The 23089-nt window shown below is 37.8% G+C and carries 25 protein-coding genes; all 25 read left to right on the top strand.

Annotation, left to right across the window (positions count from 1 at the left end; genetic code table 11):
* Window position 1 precedes the first annotated feature (1 nt).
* Complete coding sequence (gene ffh / locus BGI23_RS18400) at window positions 2–1351, top strand: signal recognition particle protein (RefSeq protein WP_000863461.1); 1350 nt, start codon at window positions 2–4, stop codon at window positions 1349–1351.
* A 100-nt stretch (window positions 1352–1451) separates the two neighbouring features.
* A complete protein-coding gene (rpsP, locus tag BGI23_RS18395) occupies window positions 1452–1724 on the top strand; it encodes a 30S ribosomal protein S16 (RefSeq protein WP_000268750.1) in 273 nt (90 codons plus the stop codon).
* A 14-nt stretch (window positions 1725–1738) separates the two neighbouring features.
* Window positions 1739–1966: a KH domain-containing protein gene (locus BGI23_RS18390; protein WP_000737403.1), complete on the top strand. Its 228-nt coding sequence runs from the start codon at window positions 1739–1741 to the stop codon at window positions 1964–1966.
* Window positions 1967–2086: 120 nt separating this feature from the next.
* Window positions 2087–2602 (top strand): ribosome maturation factor RimM, encoded by a 516-nt coding sequence (gene rimM, locus BGI23_RS18385; protein WP_044791576.1) that lies wholly within the window; start codon window positions 2087–2089, stop codon window positions 2600–2602.
* Complete coding sequence (gene trmD / locus BGI23_RS18380) at window positions 2602–3336, top strand: tRNA (guanosine(37)-N1)-methyltransferase TrmD (protein ID WP_000686892.1); 735 nt, start codon at window positions 2602–2604, stop codon at window positions 3334–3336. The genes rimM and trmD overlap by 1 nt, the downstream gene beginning before the upstream one ends.
* A 146-nt stretch (window positions 3337–3482) precedes the next feature.
* A complete protein-coding gene (gene rplS / locus BGI23_RS18375; protein WP_001186516.1) occupies window positions 3483–3827 on the top strand; it encodes a 50S ribosomal protein L19 in 345 nt (114 codons plus the stop codon).
* A 101-nt stretch (window positions 3828–3928) separates the two neighbouring features.
* Window positions 3929–4480: a signal peptidase I gene (gene lepB, locus BGI23_RS18370; RefSeq protein ID WP_000711860.1), complete on the top strand. Its 552-nt coding sequence runs from the start codon at window positions 3929–3931 to the stop codon at window positions 4478–4480.
* A gap of 20 nt (window positions 4481–4500) precedes the next feature.
* The gene (gene ylqF, locus BGI23_RS18365; RefSeq protein WP_000236700.1) at window positions 4501–5391 is read left to right on the top strand and encodes a ribosome biogenesis GTPase YlqF; all 891 of its coding nucleotides are present in this window, start codon (window positions 4501–4503) and stop codon (window positions 5389–5391) included.
* Window positions 5392–5442: 51 nt separating this feature from the next.
* Window positions 5443–6216, top strand: coding sequence for a ribonuclease HII (rnhB, locus tag BGI23_RS18360; protein WP_001174718.1), 774 nt, complete (start codon window positions 5443–5445; stop codon window positions 6214–6216).
* Window positions 6217–6409: 193 nt separating this feature from the next.
* Window positions 6410–7570, top strand: a complete 1161-nt coding sequence (gene sucC, locus BGI23_RS18355; protein WP_001020785.1) for an ADP-forming succinate--CoA ligase subunit beta — start codon at window positions 6410–6412, stop codon at window positions 7568–7570.
* Between the two features lie 19 nt (window positions 7571–7589).
* Window positions 7590–8492 carry a succinate--CoA ligase subunit alpha gene (gene sucD / locus BGI23_RS18350; protein ID WP_000115178.1) on the top strand — a complete coding sequence of 301 codons (903 nt, stop codon included), beginning with the start codon at window positions 7590–7592 and terminating at the stop codon, window positions 8490–8492.
* Window positions 8493–8579: 87 nt separating this feature from the next.
* Window positions 8580–9449: a DNA-processing protein DprA gene (dprA, locus tag BGI23_RS18345; protein ID WP_061131599.1), complete on the top strand. Its 870-nt coding sequence runs from the start codon at window positions 8580–8582 to the stop codon at window positions 9447–9449.
* Window positions 9450–9593: 144 nt separating this feature from the next.
* Window positions 9594–11672: a type I DNA topoisomerase gene (topA, locus tag BGI23_RS18340; RefSeq protein WP_001286973.1), complete on the top strand. Its 2079-nt coding sequence runs from the start codon at window positions 9594–9596 to the stop codon at window positions 11670–11672.
* A 50-nt stretch (window positions 11673–11722) separates the two neighbouring features.
* Window positions 11723–13027 carry an FADH(2)-oxidizing methylenetetrahydrofolate--tRNA-(uracil(54)-C(5))-methyltransferase TrmFO gene (gene trmFO, locus BGI23_RS18335; protein WP_002028254.1) on the top strand — a complete coding sequence of 435 codons (1305 nt, stop codon included), beginning with the start codon at window positions 11723–11725 and terminating at the stop codon, window positions 13025–13027.
* Between the two features lie 65 nt (window positions 13028–13092).
* Window positions 13093–13992, top strand: a complete 900-nt coding sequence (gene xerC, locus BGI23_RS18330; protein ID WP_001101228.1) for a tyrosine recombinase XerC — start codon at window positions 13093–13095, stop codon at window positions 13990–13992.
* 42 nt (window positions 13993–14034) lie between these two features.
* Window positions 14035–14577 carry an ATP-dependent protease proteolytic subunit HslV gene (gene hslV, locus BGI23_RS18325; protein WP_000526271.1) on the top strand — a complete coding sequence of 181 codons (543 nt, stop codon included), beginning with the start codon at window positions 14035–14037 and terminating at the stop codon, window positions 14575–14577.
* Window positions 14578–14599: 22 nt separating this feature from the next.
* A complete protein-coding gene (gene hslU, locus BGI23_RS18320) occupies window positions 14600–15991 on the top strand; it encodes an ATP-dependent protease ATPase subunit HslU (protein ID WP_000550081.1) in 1392 nt (463 codons plus the stop codon).
* A 77-nt stretch (window positions 15992–16068) separates the two neighbouring features.
* Complete coding sequence (gene codY / locus BGI23_RS18315) at window positions 16069–16848, top strand: GTP-sensing pleiotropic transcriptional regulator CodY (protein WP_000421288.1); 780 nt, start codon at window positions 16069–16071, stop codon at window positions 16846–16848.
* 348 nt (window positions 16849–17196) lie between these two features.
* Window positions 17197–17898 carry a 30S ribosomal protein S2 gene (gene rpsB, locus BGI23_RS18310; protein WP_000111483.1) on the top strand — a complete coding sequence of 234 codons (702 nt, stop codon included), beginning with the start codon at window positions 17197–17199 and terminating at the stop codon, window positions 17896–17898.
* A gap of 103 nt (window positions 17899–18001) precedes the next feature.
* Window positions 18002–18889, top strand: coding sequence for a translation elongation factor Ts (tsf, locus tag BGI23_RS18305; protein WP_001018580.1), 888 nt, complete (start codon window positions 18002–18004; stop codon window positions 18887–18889).
* A gap of 66 nt (window positions 18890–18955) precedes the next feature.
* On the top strand, window positions 18956–19678 hold the full coding sequence (gene pyrH, locus BGI23_RS18300; protein WP_000042663.1) for a UMP kinase: 723 nt from the start codon (window positions 18956–18958) through the stop codon (window positions 19676–19678).
* 2 nt (window positions 19679–19680) lie between these two features.
* On the top strand, window positions 19681–20238 hold the full coding sequence (frr, locus tag BGI23_RS18295; RefSeq protein WP_000531500.1) for a ribosome recycling factor: 558 nt from the start codon (window positions 19681–19683) through the stop codon (window positions 20236–20238).
* 85 nt (window positions 20239–20323) lie between these two features.
* Complete coding sequence (uppS, locus tag BGI23_RS18290; RefSeq protein ID WP_000971300.1) at window positions 20324–21100, top strand: undecaprenyl pyrophosphate synthase; 777 nt, start codon at window positions 20324–20326, stop codon at window positions 21098–21100.
* A gap of 17 nt (window positions 21101–21117) precedes the next feature.
* Window positions 21118–21909: a phosphatidate cytidylyltransferase gene (cdsA, locus tag BGI23_RS18285; protein ID WP_044791580.1), complete on the top strand. Its 792-nt coding sequence runs from the start codon at window positions 21118–21120 to the stop codon at window positions 21907–21909.
* Window positions 21910–21932: 23 nt separating this feature from the next.
* A complete protein-coding gene (gene dxr / locus BGI23_RS18280) occupies window positions 21933–23075 on the top strand; it encodes a 1-deoxy-D-xylulose-5-phosphate reductoisomerase (protein WP_000790359.1) in 1143 nt (380 codons plus the stop codon).
* The last annotated feature ends 14 nt before the right edge of the window (window positions 23076–23089 follow it).

Genomic DNA, 23089 nt, shown 5'->3' with positions numbered 1-23089 from the left:
TATGGCATTTGAAGGATTAGCCGACCGACTTCAACAGACGATGCAAAAAATCCGCGGCAAAGGAAAAGTTTCTGAAGCCGATGTGAAAGAAATGATGAGAGAAGTTCGTCTAGCTCTTTTAGAAGCGGACGTTAACTTTAAAGTAGTAAAAGATTTTGTAAAGCGTGTATCTGAACGTGCTGTCGGACAAGATGTAATGAAAAGTTTGACACCTGGACAACAAGTAATTAAGGTTGTACAGGAAGAACTTACAGAACTTATGGGCGGAGAGCAAAGCAAAATTGCTGTTGCTAATAAGCCACCGACTGTTATTATGATGGTTGGTCTGCAAGGTGCAGGTAAAACAACGACGACAGGTAAGCTTGCGAATTTGCTTCGTAAAAAGCATAATCGTAAACCAATGCTTGTTGCGGCGGATATTTACCGTCCTGCAGCGATTAAACAGCTTGAAACATTAGGGAAGCAATTGGACATGCCTGTATTCTCTTTAGGAGATCAAGTAAGTCCTGTTGAAATTGCGAAACAAGCGATTGCAAAAGCGAAAGAAGATCATCATGATTATGTTTTAATTGATACAGCAGGTCGCCTGCATATTGATGAAGAACTAATGGATGAATTAGCGAAAGTGAAAGAAGTTGCGAAACCGGATGAAATTTTCCTTGTTGTCGATGCGATGACAGGACAAGACGCGGTTAATGTTGCACAAAGTTTCCATGAACAGCTAGGTTTAACAGGGGTTGTATTAACGAAGCTGGATGGTGATACGCGCGGTGGTGCGGCATTGTCTATTAAAGCTGTTACAAATACGCCAATTAAATTTGCTGGTATGGGTGAAAAACTAGATGCACTTGAAGCGTTCCATCCAGAACGTATGGCATCCCGTATTTTAGGGATGGGAGACGTCTTAACATTAATTGAAAAAGCGCAAGCTACAGTTGATGAAGAGAAAGCAAAAGAACTTGAGCAAAAAATGCGTACGCTTTCGTTTACACTTGACGATTTCCTAGAACAACTTGGACAAGTGCGTCAACTTGGACCGCTTGATGAATTGTTAGGAATGCTTCCTGGTGCAAATAAAATTAAAGGGCTGAAAAATGCACAAGTTGATGAAAAACAAATTGGGCATATTGAGGCAATTATTCGTTCTATGACTAAATTAGAGCGAGAACAACCGGAAATAATCAATGCTAGTCGCAAAAAACGCATTGCCAAAGGTAGCGGTACAACGGTACAAGAAATCAATCGTTTAATCAAGCAATTTGATGATATGAAAAAAATGATGAAAACGATGACTGGAATGCAAAAAGGTAAGAAAAAAGGACTAGGTGGATTGAAGTTTCCATTCATGTAAGGAAAAAAGATGGCTCTGTTAAGAAAAAATACTTTACAAAGCAATAGTCTTTTTGCTAATATAATTATCTGTGTGAAATAAATTCGGAGGTGCTTTATAAATGGCAGTTAAAATTCGTTTAAAACGTATGGGAGCTAAAAAAACTCCTTTCTATCGTGTAGTTGTTGCAGATTCTCGTTCTCCTCGTGACGGACGTTTCATTGAGGAAATCGGTACTTACAATCCGGTTGCTCAACCAGCTGAAGTTAAGATCAACGAAGAAGCAGCATTAAAATGGTTAGGAAATGGTGCTAAACCATCTGATACAGTTCGTAACTTATTCTCTAACCAAGGTATCATGGAGAAATTCCACTTATCTAAACAAGGTAAGTAATTGAGGCAATGACTATGAAGAAGTTAGTCGAGACGATTGTCAAGCCTCTTGTCGATTATCCTGAAGATGTAAAAGTTACACAGGAACTTTACAACGGAGAGATAAAGTATCGATTAACTGTACATCCTGAGGATGTTGGAAAAGTCATTGGAAAACAAGGGAAAGTTGCGAAAGCAATTCGAATGCTCTTGTATTCAGTGGGACATCACAATAGTGAAAAAGTAACACTGGAAATTCAATAAACGTAAAAAGGGCGAGGAGTTATTCCTCTCCCTTTTTTAACATTTAAAGAGAAGTTGCATGTTCCATATGTGAAATGGGGATGCTTAATTTATATAGAAACCAGGGGTGACATACTGTTTATGACAAAATGGTTTAACGTAGGAAAAATTGTAAATACTCATGGCGTAAAAGGAGAAATTCGTGTGGTTTCTCGTACTGATTTTCCAGAAGAGCGATATAAGGTAGGGAATACGTTATACATATCGAATGAAAAAGGTGGAGAGCCTTTCCCAGTAAAGATTACTTCTCATCGTCAACATAAAACATTTGATTTATTGACATTTGAAGGATATGGGAATGTAAATGAAGTAGAACAGTTTAAAGGTTCTCTTTTAAAAGTACCTGAAGATCAATTAGGCGAACTAGCTGAAGGTGAATACTACTATCATGAAATTATTGGTTGCAACGTTGTAACGGAAGAAGGAGAAGTGCTAGGGACAATAAAAGAAGTTCTATCTCCTGGTGCAAATGATGTTTGGGTAATTAAACGTCCAAAAGGTCAAGATTTGTTAATTCCTTATATTGATGATGTTGTGCTTCAAGTTAACATTGAGAATAAATTAGTAACCATTCATGTAATGGAAGGGCTACTATAATGAAAATTGACATTTTAACTTTGTTTCCAGATATGTTTACAGGTGTGTTTGGATCTTCAATTTTAAAGAAAGCACAAGAAAAAGAAGCGGTAGAGCTTCGTGTTGTCAATTTCCGCGATTATACAACGAGTAAGCATAATAGTGTGGATGATTATCCGTATGGTGGCGGCGCTGGGATGGTGTTAACTCCTCAGCCTATTTTTGATGCTGTAGAAGATTTAACGAAAGAGACAGAGCGGAAGCCGCGAGTTGTCTTAATGTGTCCGCAAGGTGAAAGGTTTACTCAGAAGAAAGCGGAAGAGCTTGCAGAGGAAGAACATTTAATCTTTGTATGTGGGCATTATGAAGGATATGACGAACGAATTCGTGAACATCTCGTAACAGATGAGATTTCTATCGGTGACTATGTATTAACGGGTGGAGAGTTAGCCTCTATGGTTATAACTGATAGTGTCGTACGTCTCCTTCCAGGAGTACTAGGAAATCATGCTTCACAAGTCGAGGATTCGTTTAGTACAGGTTTATTAGAGCATCCTCATTATACACGTCCAGCTGATTTTCGTGGTATGAAAGTGCCAGATGTATTAATGTCGGGAAATCATAAAAATATTGATGAATGGCGACATAAAGAATCACTACGTCGTACGTACACGCGTAGACCGGATTTACTAGAAGAACGAGAATTGTCTAAGCAAGAAAAGAAGTGGCTAGAACAGATTAAAGAAGGCAAATAAGTGCTTGATATATTTTCTATTGCAACAGCCTTAGCAATATGCTATTATAACACTTGTGCTGCTGAAATCAGTAGCCGTATTAACGATGTTCCGCTGTAATTTATTTAGACTTTATAAGAGCATCTGTTTAAAGGAGAGAATTTAATATGCAACAATTAATCGCAGAAATTACAAAAGGCCAATTAAAAACTGACCTTCCTTCATTCCGTCCTGGAGACACTTTACGTGTACACGTAAAAGTAGTTGAGGGAACTCGTGAAAGAATTCAGCTTTTCGAAGGTGTTGTAATTAAACGTCGTGGTGGCGGAATCAGTGAAACATTCACAGTTCGTAAGATTTCTTACGGTGTAGGTGTAGAGCGTACATTCCCAGTTCACACGCCAAGAATCGCGAAAATCGAAGTACTTCGCCGTGGTAAAGTACGTCGTGCTAAGTTATACTACTTACGTAACCTTCGCGGTAAAAAAGCACGTATTAAAGAAATTCGATAAGACATGTATGGGAGCTTGTAAATGCACAAGCTCCCTTTTTCCAATCTATATAAAATTTTGATATAATACGATCAGCTTACATAATCGTGGAGGGGAAAAGCATGAAGAAAGAAAAGAGTTCACTTTGGGAATGGATTAAGGCAATTTTGATAGCTGTTGTATTAGCAGGTGTTATTAGACAGTTTTTCTTTGCGCCAATTCTCGTAGATGGAGTATCGATGGCGTCTACATTACATGATCGCGATCGAATGATTGTTAATAAAATTGGTTATCACATAGGAGATCCGAAACGATTTGATATTATTGTATTCCGAGCAACGGAAGATAAAGATTATATTAAGCGTATTATCGGCCTGCCAGGCGATGAAATAGAGTATCGTAATGATAAACTATATGTTAACGGAAAGACTTATGAGGAGCCGTATTTAGACAAGCAGAAAAAACAAATTGCTGACGGACCGCTTACATATGATTTCACTCTTGAAGAAATGACAGGGAAGAAAACTGTTCCAGAAGGTCAATTATTTGTTTTAGGCGATAATCGTCGTTTTAGTAAAGATAGCCGTTCGATTGGTACAATTTCAATGGACCAAGTGATTGGAAAGGCAAATATACTATATTGGCCGTTAAAAGATGCTCGTATTGTGAAATAAAAGAAAAAGAAGGTGGCAACATGGTAATTCAATGGTTCCCGGGACATATGGCAAAGGCTAGACGCCAAGTAACAGAAAAATTAAAGTTAATTGATGTTGTAATTGAGCTTGTAGATGCTCGATTACCTTTATCTTCTCGAAATCCGATGATCGATGAGATTATTACACATAAACCGAGGCTTGTTGTTTTAAATAAAGCGGATATGGCAGATGATCGTTTAACAAAGCAATGGATCGCATATTTTAAAGAAAAAGGCCATATGGCAATTTCAATTAACGCACAGGCTGGACAAGGTATGAAGGAAATTGCGGCGGCTTGTAAAGTGTTAGTGAAAGAGAAATTTGATAAAATGGTTGCAAAAGGTATTAGACCGAGAGCGATTCGTGCATTAATTGTGGGGATACCGAATGTTGGTAAATCTACGTTGATTAATAAGTTAGCGAAGAAAAATATTGCTAAAACAGGAGATCGTCCTGGTGTGACAACAGCTCAGCAATGGATTAAAGTTGGGAAGGAAATGGAATTACTTGATACACCAGGTATACTATGGCCTAAATTTGAGGACCAATTAGTTGGATTACGTCTAGCTACGACTGGTGCAATTAAAGATTCTATTTTAAATCTACAAGACGTAGCTGTTTATGCGCTACGTTTTATGGAGAAACATTACCCAGAGCGATTAAAAGAGCGCTATAATTTAAATGACATTCCAGAAGATATCGTGGAGTTATTTGATGCGATTGGAAAAAACCGAGGCTGTTTAATGGGCGGCGGAATGATTGATTATGATAAAACATCTGAACTTGTACTTCGTGAGCTTCGTGGTGGCAAACTTGGAAAAATGACGTTTGAAACACCAGAAGAGTTTGCAGAGCAGACAGAAGATGCAGAAAAAGTAGAAGAAGTATAAGACGTGCGTTTGTACGTCTTTTCTTTTTTGTATATAAAGGGAGTGGCATGAATGCAAAAAGTGACGATTCAAGAGGCGGAACATTTACTGCAAGAGATTATAAGTGAAGAGGACGACCGCTTTCAGATATTAATGAAAGATGAACGTAAAGGGGTACAAAAGCTCATTTCGAAGTGGTATAAACAAAAAGAGTTAGCACAAAAGGAAAAAGAAAAATTTCTAGAAATGTCTAAATATGAAAATGCGTTACGTGAAAAAGGTCTCACATATATCGCGGGTATAGATGAAGTAGGTCGTGGACCGTTAGCTGGGCCTGTTGTGACGGCAGCTGTCGTTCTTCCGGAAGACTTTTATATTCCAGGGTTAAACGATTCGAAAAAGCTGAGTGAAGCGAAACGTGAGCGTTTTTATGATGAAATTAAAGCGCAAGCAATTGCAATTGGAGTTGGAATTGTATCACCGCAAGTTATTGATGAAATAAATATTTATCAAGCGACGAAACAAGCGATGTTAGATGCTGTTGCGAATTTATCTTGTACACCACAATATTTATTAATTGATGCGATGAAACTCCCTACACCAATTCCGCAAACATCTATTATTAAAGGTGATGCAAAAAGTATTTCTATTTCAGCTGCATCCATTATTGCGAAAGTAACGAGAGATCGTATGATGAAAGAGCTTGGAGAAAAGTATCCTGCATATGGATTTGAACAACATATGGGATATGGCACAAAACAACATTTAGAAGCGATTGAAGCGCATGGCATATTAGAAGAACATCGAAAATCGTTTGCGCCAATTAAAGATATGATTCAAAAATAAGCTGCGAAAACGCAGCTTATTTTGTATTTTGACATATAAACATTACTATTTCCCAAAAAGAATAAAGCGATTTCAGTTTTCTGACACTTTATTGTAGACAGCGTGCCAATCATCTTATACAATGGCAATGTAATGTTTTTTAAACATTAAAAAACTTTTTGAGTAAAACAGGAAAACAGGGGAGGATGGGACCATGAATATCCATGAGTACCAAGGTAAGGCAGTCCTTAGAAGCTATGGGGTTAGCGTTCCGAACGGGAAGGTTGCATTTACAGTAGAAGAAGCTGTAGAAGCGGCGAAAGAATTGGGAACGGATGTATGTGTAGTGAAAGCACAAATTCACGCTGGTGGACGCGGCAAAGCTGGCGGAGTAAAAGTTGCAAAAAATTTAGATGAAGTTCGTACATATGCAGAGAGCATTTTAGGAACTACACTTGTGACACATCAAACAGGTCCTGAAGGTAAGGAAGTAAAACGCTTACTTATCGAAGAAGGTTGCGATATTAAAAAAGAATATTATGTAGGTCTTGTTTTAGACCGTGCAACTTCTCAAGTTGTTTTAATGGCTTCTGAAGAAGGCGGAACAGAAATTGAAGAAGTAGCAGAAAAAACACCTGAAAAAATCTTTAAAGAATATATTGATCCAGCAGTAGGCTTACAAGGCTTCCAAGCACGCCGAATTGCATTTAACATCAATATTCCAAAAGAGCTTGTAGGACAAGCTGTGAAGTTTATGATGGGCTTATACCGTGCTTTTATCGAAAAAGATTGCTCTATCGCAGAGATTAACCCACTTGTTACAACAGGTGATGGTAAAGTTATGGCATTAGATGCGAAATTAAACTTTGACTCTAATGCTTTATATCGCCATAAAGACATTTTAGAACTTCGTGACCTTGATGAAGAAGATGCAAAAGAAATCGAAGCTTCTAAATATGACTTAAACTACATTCCTTTAGATGGAAATATCGGTTGTATGGTTAATGGTGCAGGTTTAGCGATGGCTACTATGGATATCATTAAACATTACCATGGCGATCCAGCTAACTTTTTAGATGTTGGTGGCGGTGCGACAGCTGAAAAGGTTACAGAAGCATTCAAAATTATCCTTTCTGACAAAAATGTAAAAGGTATCTTCGTTAACATTTTTGGTGGCATTATGAAGTGTGATGTTATTGCAGAAGGTGTTATTGAAGCAACGAAACAAGTAGGTCTTGAATTGCCTTTAGTTGTACGTCTTGAAGGTACAAACGTAGAGTTAGGTAAGAAAATTTTAAATGAGTCTGGCTTAAATATTGTTGCAGCAGAATCTATGGCAGACGGTGCGCAAAAAATTGTTTCACTAGTGGGCTAATAGAAAGCGGGGGAGAAAAATGAGCGTATTAGTTAATAAAGATACAAAAGTTATTGTTCAAGGTATTACAGGTTCTCAAGGGTTATTCCACACAAAGCAAATGATAGAATACGGTACGAAAATTGTCGGTGGTGTAACGCCAGGTAAAGGTGGCACTGATATTGAAGGTGTACCAGTATTTGATACTGTAGAAGATGCAGTGAAAGCAACAGGCGCAAACGCTTCAGTTGTATACGTTCCACCCGCTTTTGCGGCTGATGCAATTATGGAAGCAGTTGATGCAGAAATTGATTTAGTAGTATGTATTACTGAAGGAATTCCTGTATTAGATATGGTAAATGTAAAGCGATATATGGCTGGTAAACATACACGTTTACTTGGACCGAACTGCCCAGGTGTTATCACACCTGATGAATGTAAAATTGGTATTATGCCAGGGTACATTCATAAAAAAGGTCATGTAGGTATCGTATCTCGCTCTGGTACATTAACGTATGAGGCTGTACATCAGTTAACACAAGAAGGTATTGGTCAATCTACGGCTGTAGGTATCGGCGGAGACCCTGTTAACGGTACAGACTTTATTGATGCGTTAAAAGCATTTAATGAAGATGAAGAAACACATGCTGTAATTATGATTGGTGAAATCGGTGGTACAGCGGAAGAAGAGGCAGCTGAATGGGTGAAAGCTAATATGACAAAACCTGTTGTAGGCTTCATTGGCGGCCAAACAGCGCCTGCTGGCAAACGTATGGGTCATGCTGGTGCAATCATTTCTGGCGGTAAAGGAACTGCTGCAGAAAAGATTAAAACGATGGAAGCTTGTGGTATTAAAGTAGCGGAAACTCCAGCAGTTATGGGTGAAACGCTAATCTCTGTCTTAAAAGAAAAAGGTCTATTTGAGACTTGTAAAAACTACTAATCTGTTGAAAGACACCTTCTTGCTTGAAGGTGTCTTTTTACAAACTTCTTGTTAACATAATAAAAATTATGGGTAAGGAGAATTGGGATGAAAAGAGAACGATTATTACATCTTCATTACTTGTTAGCAGACCATTGGAAGGCGATAGAGAGGCTATTACATGTCGATCCAGAATTGAAGGAAATATACAATTTTAATGCAAAACAAATTGAATGTTACACTGGAATATCCTCGAAAAAATCTTCAGAATTAGTAAATTTTCTTCAAAGTTCAAATCTCCCACAATATATATCTTATTTAGAGAAAAATCGATTCTTTTATATGACAATATGGGATGAAGATTATCCAAAATTATTACGTGAAATACAAGATCCTCCCTTTGTATTATATGGAAAAGGAGAAAAAGATTTTCTCAATAAAGTGAATAAATTAGCGGTTGTTGGAACAAGAGAACCGACTTTATATGGATATGAAAGTTTGAAATTTATTTTACATCCATTATTAGAAAAAGAATGGCTTATTGTCAGTGGATTTGCAAGAGGGATAGATGCGATGTCTCATGAAATTACAGTAAGACGGCATTGCCCAACAATTGCGATACTAGGACATGGATTATCGTATATATATCCAAGAGAGAATCGATATTTATATGAAGTGTGGAATGAATATATATTGTTATTAACAGAGTATCCTCCGCACTATGCACCGAAAAAATGGTATTTTCCAAAAAGGAATCGAATTATTAGTGGCATAAGTAAAGGTGTTTTAGTTGTAGAAGCGAAATCAAGAAGTGGAACACTTATTACCGCAGACCTTGCTCTAGAGCAAAATAGAGAGGTATTTGCACTTCCTGGACCTATATTTATAGATAGTGCATCAGGAACAAATCATCTCATTCAACAAGGAGCGAAACTAGTAAGAAATGCAGAAGATATACTGGAAGAGATTTTAAATTAACCTTATATTTTTATGTTTTTATTAAACAATTATTGACAAATGGTAGATAGGCACTGTATGGTATATTCATTCTTGATTGACAAAAACAAGAGAAATCAATAAGATTAATGAAGACTTGAATCCACCTCTTAAGGAGGCACTAGCATGTCAGATTACCTCGTAATCGTGGAGTCGCCTTCTAAGGCGAAGACCATTGAGAAATATTTAGGGAAAAAATACAAAGTTGTCGCGTCTATGGGACACGTTCGCGATTTACCTAAAAGCCAAATGGGGATAGAAGTAAAGAACAACTTCACCCCGAAGTATATTACCATTCGTGGTAAAGGTCCCGTCTTAAAAGACTTAAAATCAGCAGCAAAAAAAGCAAAGAAAGTCTATCTCGCGGCCGATCCAGACCGCGAAGGGGAAGCTATTGCTTGGCATTTAGCCAATACGTTAAATGTGGACGTTGAATCAGATTGCCGAGTTGTGTTTAATGAGATTACAAAAGATGCAATAAAAGAATCATTCAAACATCCTCGCGCGATTAACATGAATTTAGTAGATGCACAACAAGCAAGACGTATACTAGATCGTCTTGTTGGTTACAATATTAGTCCTTTATTATGGAAGAAAGTAAAAAAAGGATTAAGTGCAGGACGCGTACAATCTGTAGCAGTTCGTTTAATTATCGAACGTGAAAGAGAAATACAAAGTTTCGAGCCTGAAGAATTCTGGACAATTAAGACAGAATTTGTGAAAGGGAAAGACACATTTGAAGCAAGCTTTTACGGTGTAGATGGTGAAAAAGTTCAATTAACGAATGAAACACAAGTGAATGAAATAATTGAACGGCTGAAAGATAATGCGTTCTCAGTTGAAAATGTAACGCGAAAAGAGCGAAAACGTAATCCAGCATTACCATTTACAACATCTTCCTTGCAACAAGAGGCGGCGCGTAAGTTAAACATGCGAGCAAAGAAAACGATGATGCTTGCGCAGCAATTGTATGAAGGAATTGATCTTGGAAAACAAGGAACTGTAGGTCTTATTACGTATATGAGAACTGATTCAACACGTATCTCAGAAACAGCTCAAACAGAGGCACGTACGTACATTACTGAGGCGTTTGGTACGGAATACATAGGAACAGAAAAGAAGAAAGAAACGAAGAAGTCGAACGCACAAGATGCGCATGAGGCAATTCGTCCTACTTCGGTAATGAGAAAGCCAGAGGAACTAAAGAGTTTCTTAAGTCGTGACCAACTTCGATTGTATAAATTGATTTGGGAGCGATTTGTTGCAAGTCAAATGGCGTCTGCTATAATGGATACTGTGACAGCGAGACTCATTAATAATAATGTTCAGTTCCGTTCAAGTGGATCGGTTGTAAAGTTCCCAGGATTTATGAAAGTGTATGTAGAGTCGAAAGATGATGGGGCTGAAGAAAAGGATAAGATGTTGCCACCTTTAGAAGTAGGGGAAACCGTATTTTCGAAGGATTTAGAACCGAAGCAACACTTTACACAACCTCCGCCGCGCTATACAGAGGCTCGTTTAGTAAGAACACTTGAAGAGCTTGGAATTGGAAGACCGTCGACTTACGTACCGACACTTGAAACGATTCAAAAACGTGGATATGTAGGTTTGGATAATAAACGCTTCGTTCCAACTGAACTAGGTGAAATAGTAATTGAACTTATTTTAGAGTTTTTCCCGGAAATTATTAACATTGAATTTACTGCTAACATGGAGCAAAGCCTCGATGAAGTAGAAGAAGGAAATGCGAATTGGGTAAAAATTGTTGATGATTTCTACGTAGGATTTGAACCGCGTTTAGAAAAAGCGGAAAAAGAAATGCGTGAAGTGGAAATTAAAGATGAACCAGCTGGGGAAGATTGTGAATTATGTAATCACCCAATGGTCTTTAAAATGGGTAAATACGGGAAATTTATGGCTTGCTCGAATTTCCCAGATTGTCGTAATACAAAACCGATTGTGAAAGAAATCGGTGTTACTTGTCCGAAATGTGATAAAGGTCAAATTATTGAACGTCGTAGTAATAAAAAGAAACGTCTTTTCTATGGGTGCGGTACGTATCCAGAGTGTGACTTTGTATCTTGGGATAAGCCGATTGGCCGTAAATGTCCGAAGTGTGAAGGTATGCTAGTAGAGAAGAAGTTGAAAAAGGGCGTACAAGTACAATGTATTTCGTGTGATTATGAAGAAGAACAACAAATGTGAGCGTAACTGCTCACATTTTTTTCGGGAAGAAAAGGAAAGGTGATAAATATATGACAACACAAGTAGTAAACGTCATTGGCGCAGGTCTTGCAGGAAGTGAAGCAGCTTACCAAATTGCAAAACGTGGTGTCCAAGTAAGATTATACGAAATGAGACCGGTAAGGCAAACGCCAGCTCATCACACAGATAAATTTGCAGAATTAGTATGTAGTAACTCGCTTCGCGCAAACACATTAACAAATGCTGTTGGTGTTATTAAAGAAGAAATGCGTTTAATGGATTCTGTTATTATTCGTGCAGCTGATGAGTGTTCTGTACCAGCAGGAGGGGCTTTAGCGGTAGATCGTCATGAATTTGCGGCAAAAGTAACGGAATATGTGAAAAATCATCCGAACGTAACTGTGGTGAATGAAGAAATCACTGAAATTCCAGAAGGTCCTACTGTTATCGCGACAGGTCCACTTACGTCGCCTGATCTTTCTGCGCAATTAAAAGAATTAACGGGTGAAGACTACTTTTATTTCTATGATGCAGCAGCACCGATTGTTGAGAAAGACAGCATTGATATGAATAAAGTGTATTTAAAATCTCGTTACGATAAAGGTGAAGCGGCATATTTAAACTGTCCAATGACGGAAGAGGAATTTGACCGTTTTTACGAGGCTTTAATCGCTGCTGAAACAGTACCTTTAAAAGAATTTGAAAAAGAAATTTTCTTTGAAGGTTGTATGCCGGTAGAAGTTATGGCAAGTAGAGGAAGACAAACACTAGTATTTGGACCGATGAAACCTGTTGGATTAGAAGATCCGAAAACAGGGAAAACGCCATATGCTGTTGTTCAGTTACGCCAAGATGATGCAGCGGGAACGTTATACAATATCGTAGGTTTCCAAACGCATTTAAAATGGGGACCGCAAAAAGAAGTGTTACAGTTGATTCCAGGACTGGAAAACGCAGAGATTGTACGTTATGGTGTAATGCATCGTAATACATTTATTAATTCACCTAACTTGCTTCGTCCAACATACCAATATAAACAACGTGATGATTTATTCTTCGCTGGTCAAATGACTGGAGTGGAGGGATATGTTGAATCAGCGGCTTCAGGATTGCTAGCAGGTATCAACGCTGCTCGACTTGTAAAAGGTGAAGAGCCGGTTGTATTACCACCAGTAACTGCGATGGGAAGTATGGCGAATTATATTACTGCGACAAATGCAAAAAACTTCCAACCGATGAATGCAAACTTCGGCCTGTTTGCACCGTTAGAGAAGAAAATTAAAAAGAAAGCAGAACGTAATGAAGCATATGCAACACGCGCTTTAGAAACGATTCGAAATTTTGTAAATATTTAGTTAAATTTCTTGCAAAGGCTACTAAGTTGTGATACGATTTAGTAGCCTTTATTGAGGTGAATTGTGTGAATGTGAAGAAATTGTTACAATTATTCGTTGGATATTTACAAATTGAAAGAAATTATTCAAAATATACAATTGCAAGTTATCAAAATGATTTAGAACATTTTGTGCAATTTATGGAGCGAGAAGGCATATCCTCTTTTTTAGATATTACATACGCGGATGTTCGTTTGTACTTAACGACGTTGCACGATGAAAAGTTAGCCCGTAAATCTGTCGCAAGAAAAGTATCAAGCTTACGAAGTTTATATCGTTTTTTGATGCGTGAAGGTTATCGGAAGGATAATCCGTTTGCACTTGCGTCACTCCCCAAAAAAGAATTGTCAATCCCAAAGTTTTTATATGCTGAAGAATTAGAGGAATTATTTGAAGTTTCTGATACGGAAACCCCGTTAGGTCAAAGGAATCAAGCTTTATTAGAGTTGATGTATGCGACCGGGATTCGTGTGAGTGAATGTGTCAATTTACAACTTACCGATATTGACTTTGCGGTGGGAACAATTTTAGTAATGGGAAAAGGAAAAAAACAAAGGTATATTCCGTTCGGGAGCTATGCACAAGATGCTTTAATTACTTATATAGAGAACGGGAGAAAACAGTTAGCCAAGAAAACTGAAGAACAATCTCATATGGTATTTTTAAATGCGAAAGGCACGCCGCTGACAAGTCGAGGGGTACGCTATGTATTAAATGAACTCATTAAGAAAGCTTCACTGACAATGCGTATAAGTCCTCATATGTTAAGGCATACATTTGCTACACATATGTTAGATGAAGGGGCAGATTTACGTACTGTACAGGAGCTACTCGGTCATGAAAATTTGTCTACGACACAAATTTATACGCATGTCTCTAAAGAAAGATTGCGTTCTGTCTACATGAAGCATCACCCACGGGCATAAATTGCTTTTAAAGCTATAAAAACATATAAAGGAGTTTTTTCTATGGGAAATTTCCACGCTACAACGATATTTGCAGTTCATCATAATGGAGAATGTGCAATGGCTGGAGATGGCCAGGTGACAATGGGAAATGCTGTTGTAATGAAACATACAGCTCGTAAAGTTCGTAAACTTTTTCAAGGGAAAGTTTTAGCTGGTTTTGCAGGTTCAGTTGCTGATGCATTTACTCTTTTTGAAATGTTTGAAGGGAAATTAGAAGAGTATAATGGAAACTTGCAGCGTGCTGCTGTTGAAATGGCGAAGCAATGGCGCGGTGACAAAATGTTACGTCAGCTAGAAGCGATGCTCATTGTCATGGATAAAACAACGATGCTCCTTGTTTCAGGTACGGGAGAAGTGATTGAACCGGATGATGGTATTTTAGCAATTGGATCTGGCGGAAATTATGCGCTTTCAGCAGGTCGTGCTTTAAAACAATATGCAAGTGAACATTTAACAGCGAAGCAAATTGCGAAAGCGAGTTTAGACATTGCAGGCGATATTTGTGTGTATACAAACCACAATATAATTGTGGAAGAATTGTAGAATCGTAAGGGAGGCATTTTATATGCATTTACATTTTACTCCGCGTCAAATTGTGGAAAAATTAGATCAATACATTATCGGTCAAAAGGATGCGAAGAAAGCGGTTGCTGTAGCTTTAAGAAATCGATACCGCCGAAGTAAATTAGCTGAAAATCTACGTGATGAAATTGCACCTAAAAATATTTTAATGATTGGACCGACAGGTGTTGGTAAAACAGAGGTAGCACGACGAATGGCGAAACTCGTTGGAGCACCTTTTATTAAGGTTGAAGCTACGAAATTTACAGAAGTTGGATATGTAGGTAGAGATGTAGAATCGATGGTACGTGACCTTGTGGAAACGTCAGTTCGCATTGTGAAAGAAGAAATGGTAGTAAAAGTACAAGACAAAGCAGAAGAACAAGCGAACCAACGTCTTGTTGAAATTTTAGTGCCGAGTCCGGAGAAGCAATCTGGATTTAAAAACCCATTAGAAATGCTATTTGGTGGCGCTCAAAATTCGAATCAAACAACAGATTCACAGGAAGATGTTGAAATCGAAAAGAAACGTCAAGATGTGGAAAGAAAGCTTGCTGCAGGACTTCTTGAAGATGAAATTGTATCGATTGAAGTGACTGAACAACAGTCTTCCATGTTCGATATGCTGCAAGGAACTGGCATGGAACAAATGGGGATGAATTTTCAAGATGCATTAGGAAGTTTTATGCCGAAAAAAACAAAAAAACGTAAACTTTCTGTAAAAGAAGCAAGAAAAGTCTTGACAAATGAGGAAGCACAGCGCTTAATTGATATGGATGAAGTTACACAAGAGGCTGTTTATCGTGCTGAACAGCTCGGGATTATTTTTATCGATGAAATTGACAAAATTGCTGGTAAGCAGTCGAATAGTGTAGATGTATCACGTGAAGGTGTGCAACGTGACATTTTACCAATTGTAGAAGGATCAAATGTTGCGACAAAATACGGATCAGTAAAAACGGATTATATTTTATTCGTTGCAGCTGGAGCGTTTCATATGTCTAAACCGTCAGATTTGATTCCGGAATTACAAGGGAGATTTCCGATTCGAGTAGAATTAACAAAATTATCGACGGATGATTTTGTTAAAATATTAATCGAGCCTGACAATGCGTTAATTAAACAATATATTGCTTTATTAGCGACTGAAGGTATAGAAATTGAATTTTCAGACGAAGCTATTCGTAAGATTGCTGAGATTGCTTATCAAGTTAATCAGGATACAGATAATATTGGAGCAAGAAGACTTCATACGATTATGGAGAAGCTCCTTGAAGATTTATCGTTTGAAGCATCTGAAATTACGTTAGAGAAAATAACGATAACGCCTCAATACGTTGAGGAAAAATTAGCAACGATTGCTAAAAATAAAGATGTGAGCCAGTTTATTTTGTAATAGTGTCATCAGGTGACTCGCCCTAGTTTCCAAGTGATGAAAAAATATGTGAGTAACATGTAGGAGGAACTTTTGAAATGGAATTATTAGCAAAAACAAGAAAATTAAATGCGTTATTACAGAGCGCAGCAGGAAAGCCTGTAAACTTTAGAGAAATGTCTGACACAATGTGTGAAGTAATCGAAGCGAACGTATTCGTAGTAAGCCGTCGTGGTAAATTACTAGGTTATGCAATTCACCAACAAATCGAGAATGAGCGTATGAAACAAATGCTTGCAGAGCGTCAATTCCCAGAAGAGTATACACAAAGCTTATTCAACATTACAGAAACATCTTCAAACTTAGATGTAAACAGTGCTTACACAGCATTCCCAGTAGAAAATAAAGAATTATTTGGTCAAGGCTTAACTACAATCGTACCGATCGTTGGTGGCGGTGAGCGTCTAGGTACATTAGTTTTAGCTCGTCTTGGTCAAGAGTTCTTAGATGATGATTTAATTCTTGCTGAGTACAGCTCAACTGTTGTAGGTATGGAAATTTTACGTGAAAAAGCAGAAGAAATTGAAGAAGAAGCACGTAGCAAAGCTGTTGTTCAAATGGCGATCAGCTCATTATCTTACAGTGAGTTAGAAGCAATCGAGCACATCTTCGAAGAATTAAACGGAACAGAAGGTTTACTTGTTGCAAGTAAAATTGCTGACCGCGTAGGAATCACTCGTTCGGTAATCGTAAATGCACTTCGTAAATTAGAAAGTGCTGGTGTAATTGAGTCGCGTTCTTTAGGTATGAAAGGAACATACATTAAAGTATTAAACGACAAATTCTTACATGAACTTGCTAAATTAAAAACAAACTAATTTATAAAACTCTTCTCATTTTTTGAGGAGAGTTTTTTTGTATAACAGATTGATGTTGTTCGTACATAGCGTCATAATCGCATTTTTTTGAAAAGCCATGAATTGCATTTCAATTTTTGCTTAAAAGAAATGCAGGTTGGTAATACTAGAATTTAAGTATGAACAAAGAAAGTTTTACATTGTTCGCATTTTCGACTTGATTGTAATATTTCAGTATGATATAGTAAGCAGTGGTGTCAGTACAAAGTACACACGTTTACTGATTTAAGTGTTGGTGCTACGTTTGTAGTTTCGCTTAGAGATGAAGTAAACGGAGGATATCAAAAACCATTTAGGAGGAACTATATTATGTCAGTAATTTCTATGAAGCAATTGCTTGAAGCTGGTGTTCATTTTGGACATCAAACTCGTCGTTGGAACCCAAAAATGAAGCGTTACATTTTCACAGAGCGTAACGGTATCTACATCATCGACTTACAAAAAACTGTGAAAAAAGTTGAGGAAGCTTTCAAAGTTATGCGTGACATCGCTGCTGAAGGCGGAGACATCTTATTCGTAGGTACTAAAAAACAAGCACAAGAAGCTATTAAAGAAGAAGCAACTCGTGCTGGTATGTACTTCGTTAACCAACGTTGGTTAGGTGGAACTTTAACTAACTTCCAAACAATCCAAAAGCGTATCAAGCGTCTTAAAGACATCGAAAGAATGCAAGAAGATGGTACTTTCGAAGTACTACCTAAGAAAGAAGTTGTTCAACTTAAAAAAGAGTTAGAGCGTCTTGAGAAATTCTTAGGCGGTATTAAAGATATGAAAGGTCTTCCAAGTGCATTATTCGTAGTAGACCCTCGTAAAGAGCGTATTGCAGTTGCTGAAGCACGCAAATTACACATTCCAATCATCGGTATCGTTGATACAAACTGTGATCCAGACGAAATCGATCACGTTATCCCAGCGAACGATGATGCAATTCGTGCTGTAAAACTTCTTACATCTAAAATGGCAGACGCGATCCTTGAAGCAAAACAAGGTGAAGAAACTGTTACTGCGTAACAAAGTTGGAAAGGTGATAAGGGGTTCGGCCTTTTATCACCTTTTTTAAGGTATAAACACCTTTATAAAAGGTATAAATACATATTTTAGGAGGATGAAAAGTATGGCAATCACTGCACAAATGGTAAAAGAATTACGTGAAAAAACTGGCGCAGGTATGATGGACTGCAAAAAAGCTTTAACAGAAACTAACGGCGACATGGAGAAGGCAATTGACTTCTTACGTGAAAAAGGTATCGCGAAAGCTGCTAAAAAAGCAGACCGCATCGCTGCTGAAGGTTTAACTTTCATCGAAACAAACGGTAACGACGGTTTAATCTTAGAATTAAACTCTGAAACTGATTTCGTTGCGAAAAACGAAGGTTTCCAAACATTAATTAAAGAATTAGCTGCTCACTTATTAGCTAAGAAGCCTGCTAACGTTGAAGAAGCTATGGCTCAAACAATGGAAAACGGTAAAAAAGTTGAAGAGCACATCAACGAAGCAATCGCTAAAATTGGTGAAAAGCTTACACTTCGTCGTTTCGAAATCGTATCAAAAACTGATGCAGATGCATTCGGTGCTTACCTACACATGGGTGGACGCATTGGTGTTCTAACAGTTCTTGAAGGTTCTACTGATGAAGCGGCTGCTAAAGACGTAGCAATGCACATCGCTGCAGTTAACCCAAAATACATCGATCGTGATGCTGTAACAGCTGAAGAAGTTGAGCATGAGCGTCAAGTATTAACACAACAAGCATTAAACGAAGGCAAGCCTGAAAAAATCGTTGCTAAAATGGTTGAAGGCCGTCTAGGCAAATTCTTCGAAGAGATTTGCTTACTTGACCAAGCATTCGTTAAAAACCCTGATATGAAAGTTCGTCAATTCGTTGAGTCTAAAGGCGCAACATTAAAAGGATTCGTTCGCTACGCTGTTGGTGAAGGTATCGAAAAACGCGAAGACAACTTTGCTGAAGAAGTAATGAACCAAGTAAAAGGTAGTAACTAATACAGATTAGGGAACACATTGTGTTCCCTTTTTTAAAATAAAGATGTAAGCAATTGGAGGTTCATTATGAGTAAACCGAAATATAATCGTGTCGTTTTAAAGCTGAGTGGAGAAGCTTTAGCTGGCGAGCAAGGATTTGGAATCAACCCAGCTGTTATTAAGTCAGTTGCGGAACAAGTGAAAGAAATTGCAGAACTAGATGTAGAGGTTGCTGTTGTTGTTGGCGGCGGTAACATTTGGCGTGGGAAAATTGGAAGTGAGATGGGCATGGATCGTGCAGGAGCGGATTACATGGGCATGTTAGCGACAGTTATGAATTCATTAGCTCTTCAAGATAGCTTGGAGAACATCGGAATTCAAACTCGCGTACAAACTTCAATTGAAATGCGTCAAGTGGCAGAGCCTTACATTCGTCGTAAAGCAGTTCGTCACTTAGAGAAAAAACGTGTTGTTATCTTTGCAGCAGGTACTGGTAACCCATACTTCTCTACAGATACAACGGCAGCGTTACGTGCAGCGGAAATTGAAGCTGACGTAATTTTAATGGCGAAAAACAATGTGGATGGCGTATATAATGCAGATCCATCTATTGACCCAACAGCTACGAAATACGAAACACTTACTTACTTAGATGTATTAAAAGAAGGTTTAGGTGTAATGGATTCTACAGCTTCTTCTCTATGTATGGATAATGATATTCCATTAATTGTATTCTCAGTTATGGAAAAAGGGAATATTAAACGTGCCGTGTTAGGCGAAAATATCGGAACAGTTGTAAGGGGGAAATAAATATGGGACAACAAGTATTGAAGTCTGCAAATGAAAAAATGGAAAAAGCGGTTGCTGCTTATTCACGCGAATTAGCAACAGTTCGCGCTGGTCGTGCAAACGCGTCTGTATTAGATAAAGTACAAGTTGATTACTATGGTGCACCAACACCAGTTGTGCAATTAGCGAACATTACAGTTCCAGAAGCACGTTTACTTGTAATTCAACCGTATGATAAAACTTCTATCGGTGATATCGAAAAAGCAATTTTAAAAGCAGATTTAGGCTTAAACCCTTCTAATGATGGAACTGTAATTCGTATTGCATTCCCTGCATTAACAGAAGAGCGTCGTCGTGATCTTGTAAAAGTTGTGAAAAAATATGCTGAAGAAGCAAAAGTTGCTGTTCGTAACGTACGTCGTGACGGTAACGATGATCTTAAGAAGCTTGAAAAAGCTGGCGAGATTACAGAAGACGATTTAAGAGGATATACTGAAGATATCCAAAAAGAAACAGATAAATATATTGCAAAAGTTGACGAAATCGCAAAAAACAAAGAAAAAGAAATCATGGAAGTGTAATAGCGATACTTTCGCAAATATGACCCTCTTCTTAAGGGGGTCTTTTTACACTTTTAGGCATACGTCTGCTTGTTGGAGGGTATGAATGATGTTTAAAAACTTTCCTTTTTTTAAAGGTAAAAAGGACACATCGTTTGATCATCTCGTTGAAGAAGTGAAAAAAGGATACATCCCAGAACATATTGCCATCATTATGGATGGTAATGGAAGGTGGGCAAAGAGGAGAGCGATGCCTCGTATTGCGGGACATCATGAAGGCATGCAAGTTGTAAAGAAAATCACAAAATTTGCAAGCAAACTTAATGTGAAAGTATTAACTCTTTATGCTTTTTCAACTGAGAACTGGAAAAGACCAAAAAAGGAAGTTGATTATTTAATGAAGCTTCCAGAAGAATTTTTAGGTACATTTTTACCAGAATTGATTGAAGAGAACGTACAAGTCCGTGTAATAGGGCAACAAGATCGTCTTCCTACGCATACACGCAGAGCGATGGAGAAGGCCATGGAAGAGACGAAAGAGAATACGGGATTAATTCTGAATTTCGCGTTAAACTATGGAAGTCGAGATGAAATCGTTTCTGCTGTGCAACATATGATGAAAGATCGTGAGGAAGGAAAAGTTCGTGTTGAAGATGTAAGCGAAGAAATGCTTTCTTCCTACTTAATGACGAGTTCTTTACCTGACCCAGAATTGTTAATCCGTACGAGCGGAGAGCTACGTATTAGTAATTTCATGTTATGGCAAATTGCATATTCGGAATTTTGGTTTACAGATGTGTATTGGCCAGATTTTACCGAGGAACATTTGCTAAATGCGATTACAGACTTTCAACATAGAGGGCGCAGATTCGGAGGCGTGTAGAAAGAGAGGGTTTGGTAGTGAAACAGAGAATTATTACTGGAGTGGTTGCTGCCGCGCTATTCATTCCCATCGTAATTTACGGTGGCGTGCCTTTTACGGTTTTAGTGTATGCACTTGCTTCTATAGGTTTATATGAATTAATTCGTATGAATAAGCTTACGCTTATTTCAGTACCAACAGTTTTAGCTGCAGTATTATTATGGATTATTTTAATTCCAAGTAGTGCATCAGAACTGTTTACTTGGATTGGATTAGGTAAATTAGAAATCACATTTGTGATTGTTTTATTACTTTTATCATATACAGTCCTTTCTAAGAATACATTTACTTTTGATAATGCTTCATTTTTACTAATGGCAACAACATATGTTGCAATGGGATTCTTATATCTGAATGAAACGAGGATATTAGGAATTAAATATGTGTTTTGCGCATTATTTGTTATATGGGCTACTGATTCAGGTGCATATTTCGTAGGAAAAGCATTAGGAAAAAGAAAATTATGGCCAGAAATTAGTCCAAATAAAACGATTGAAGGTTCATTAGGCGGCATCGTTTGTGGAATTGTTGTGGCACTTGTTTACAATATGTTCTTCCCAGTTCAGGCTAATGTAGGGATTTTAATTGTGTTGACAATTATCATTTCTATTTTTGGACAAATTGGTGATTTAGTACAATCTGCATTTAAACGTCATTATGGCGTAAAGGATTCAGGTACAATTTTACCTGGACATGGTGGTATATTAGATCGAACAGATAGTTGGTTATTCGTTTTACCAATTCTCTACTTCTTATTACAATACAATTAATAAATGAACGAGGGGTTGGAGTCATGAAAAACATTAGTTTATTAGGTGCAAGCGGATCAATTGGTACACAAACTTTAGATGTATTACGCTCGCACCCAGACCAATTCCGTCTCGTTGCTTTTTCTGTAGGGAAAAATATTGACTATGCAGTAAAGGTCATTCAAGAATTTTCTCCGCAAATTGTCTCTGTGCAAAGAGAGGAAGATGTTTTAAAATTACAAGCTGTCTCTGGTAATACAAAAATTGTATATGGTAGTGAAGGACTTTTAGAAGTAGCATTACATCCAGATGCAGAGATAGTAGTAAATGCTGTTGTAGGTAGCGTAGGGTTGTTACCAACACTTCGTGCAATTGAGGCGAAAAAAACAATTGGAATTGCAAACAAAGAAACGTTAGTAACTGCAGGGCATCTTGTAATGGAAGCAGCGCGAAAACATAATGTTTCGTTACTTCCAGTAGACAGCGAACATTCAGCTATTTTTCAATGCTTGAATGGTGAAAATGAAAAAAGAATTTCTCGACTAATTATAACGGCTTCTGGTGGAAGTTTCCGTGATAAAACGAGAGATGAATTGCATCATGTGACCGTAGAAGATGCGCTTCGACATCCAAACTGGTCAATGGGTTCGAAAATTACAATTGATTCTGCTACAATGATGAATAAGGGGCTAGAAGTAATTGAAGCACATTGGCTTTTTGGTATCCCTTATGAGCAAATCGATGTTGTTTTACATAAAGAAAGTATTATTCATTCTATGGTTGAATTTGAAGATCGTAGTGTGATGGCACAGCTTGGCTCACCTGATATGCGAGTGCCAATTCAATACGCACTTACATATCCTGATCGATTACCTCTTTCAGACACAAAGCAGTTAAACTTATGGGAAATAGGAACGTTGCATTTTGAGAAGATGAACCAAGAACGTTTCCGTTGCCTACGTTTTGCGTATGAAGCTGGAAAAGCAGGTGGAAGTATGCCAGCTGTAATGAATGCAGCGAATGAAGTAGCTGTTGAAGCTTTTTTACAAAAGAGAATTGGTTTCTTAACAGTGGAAGACCTCATTGAAAAAGCAATGAACCATCACAATGTCATTGCACGTCCAAGCTTAGAGGAAATTCTGGAAATTGATGCAGCCACAAGACGGTTTGTGATGGAACAAATTTAGCAAAGGTGGTATGG

It is taken from the genome of Bacillus sp. ABP14 (assembly GCF_001831375.1).
Lineage (GTDB): Bacteria > Bacillota > Bacilli > Bacillales > Bacillaceae_G > Bacillus_A > Bacillus_A paranthracis.
The sequence above is the reverse complement of the archived record's forward strand: the minus strand, read 5'-3'. Positions and strand labels throughout refer to the sequence as shown.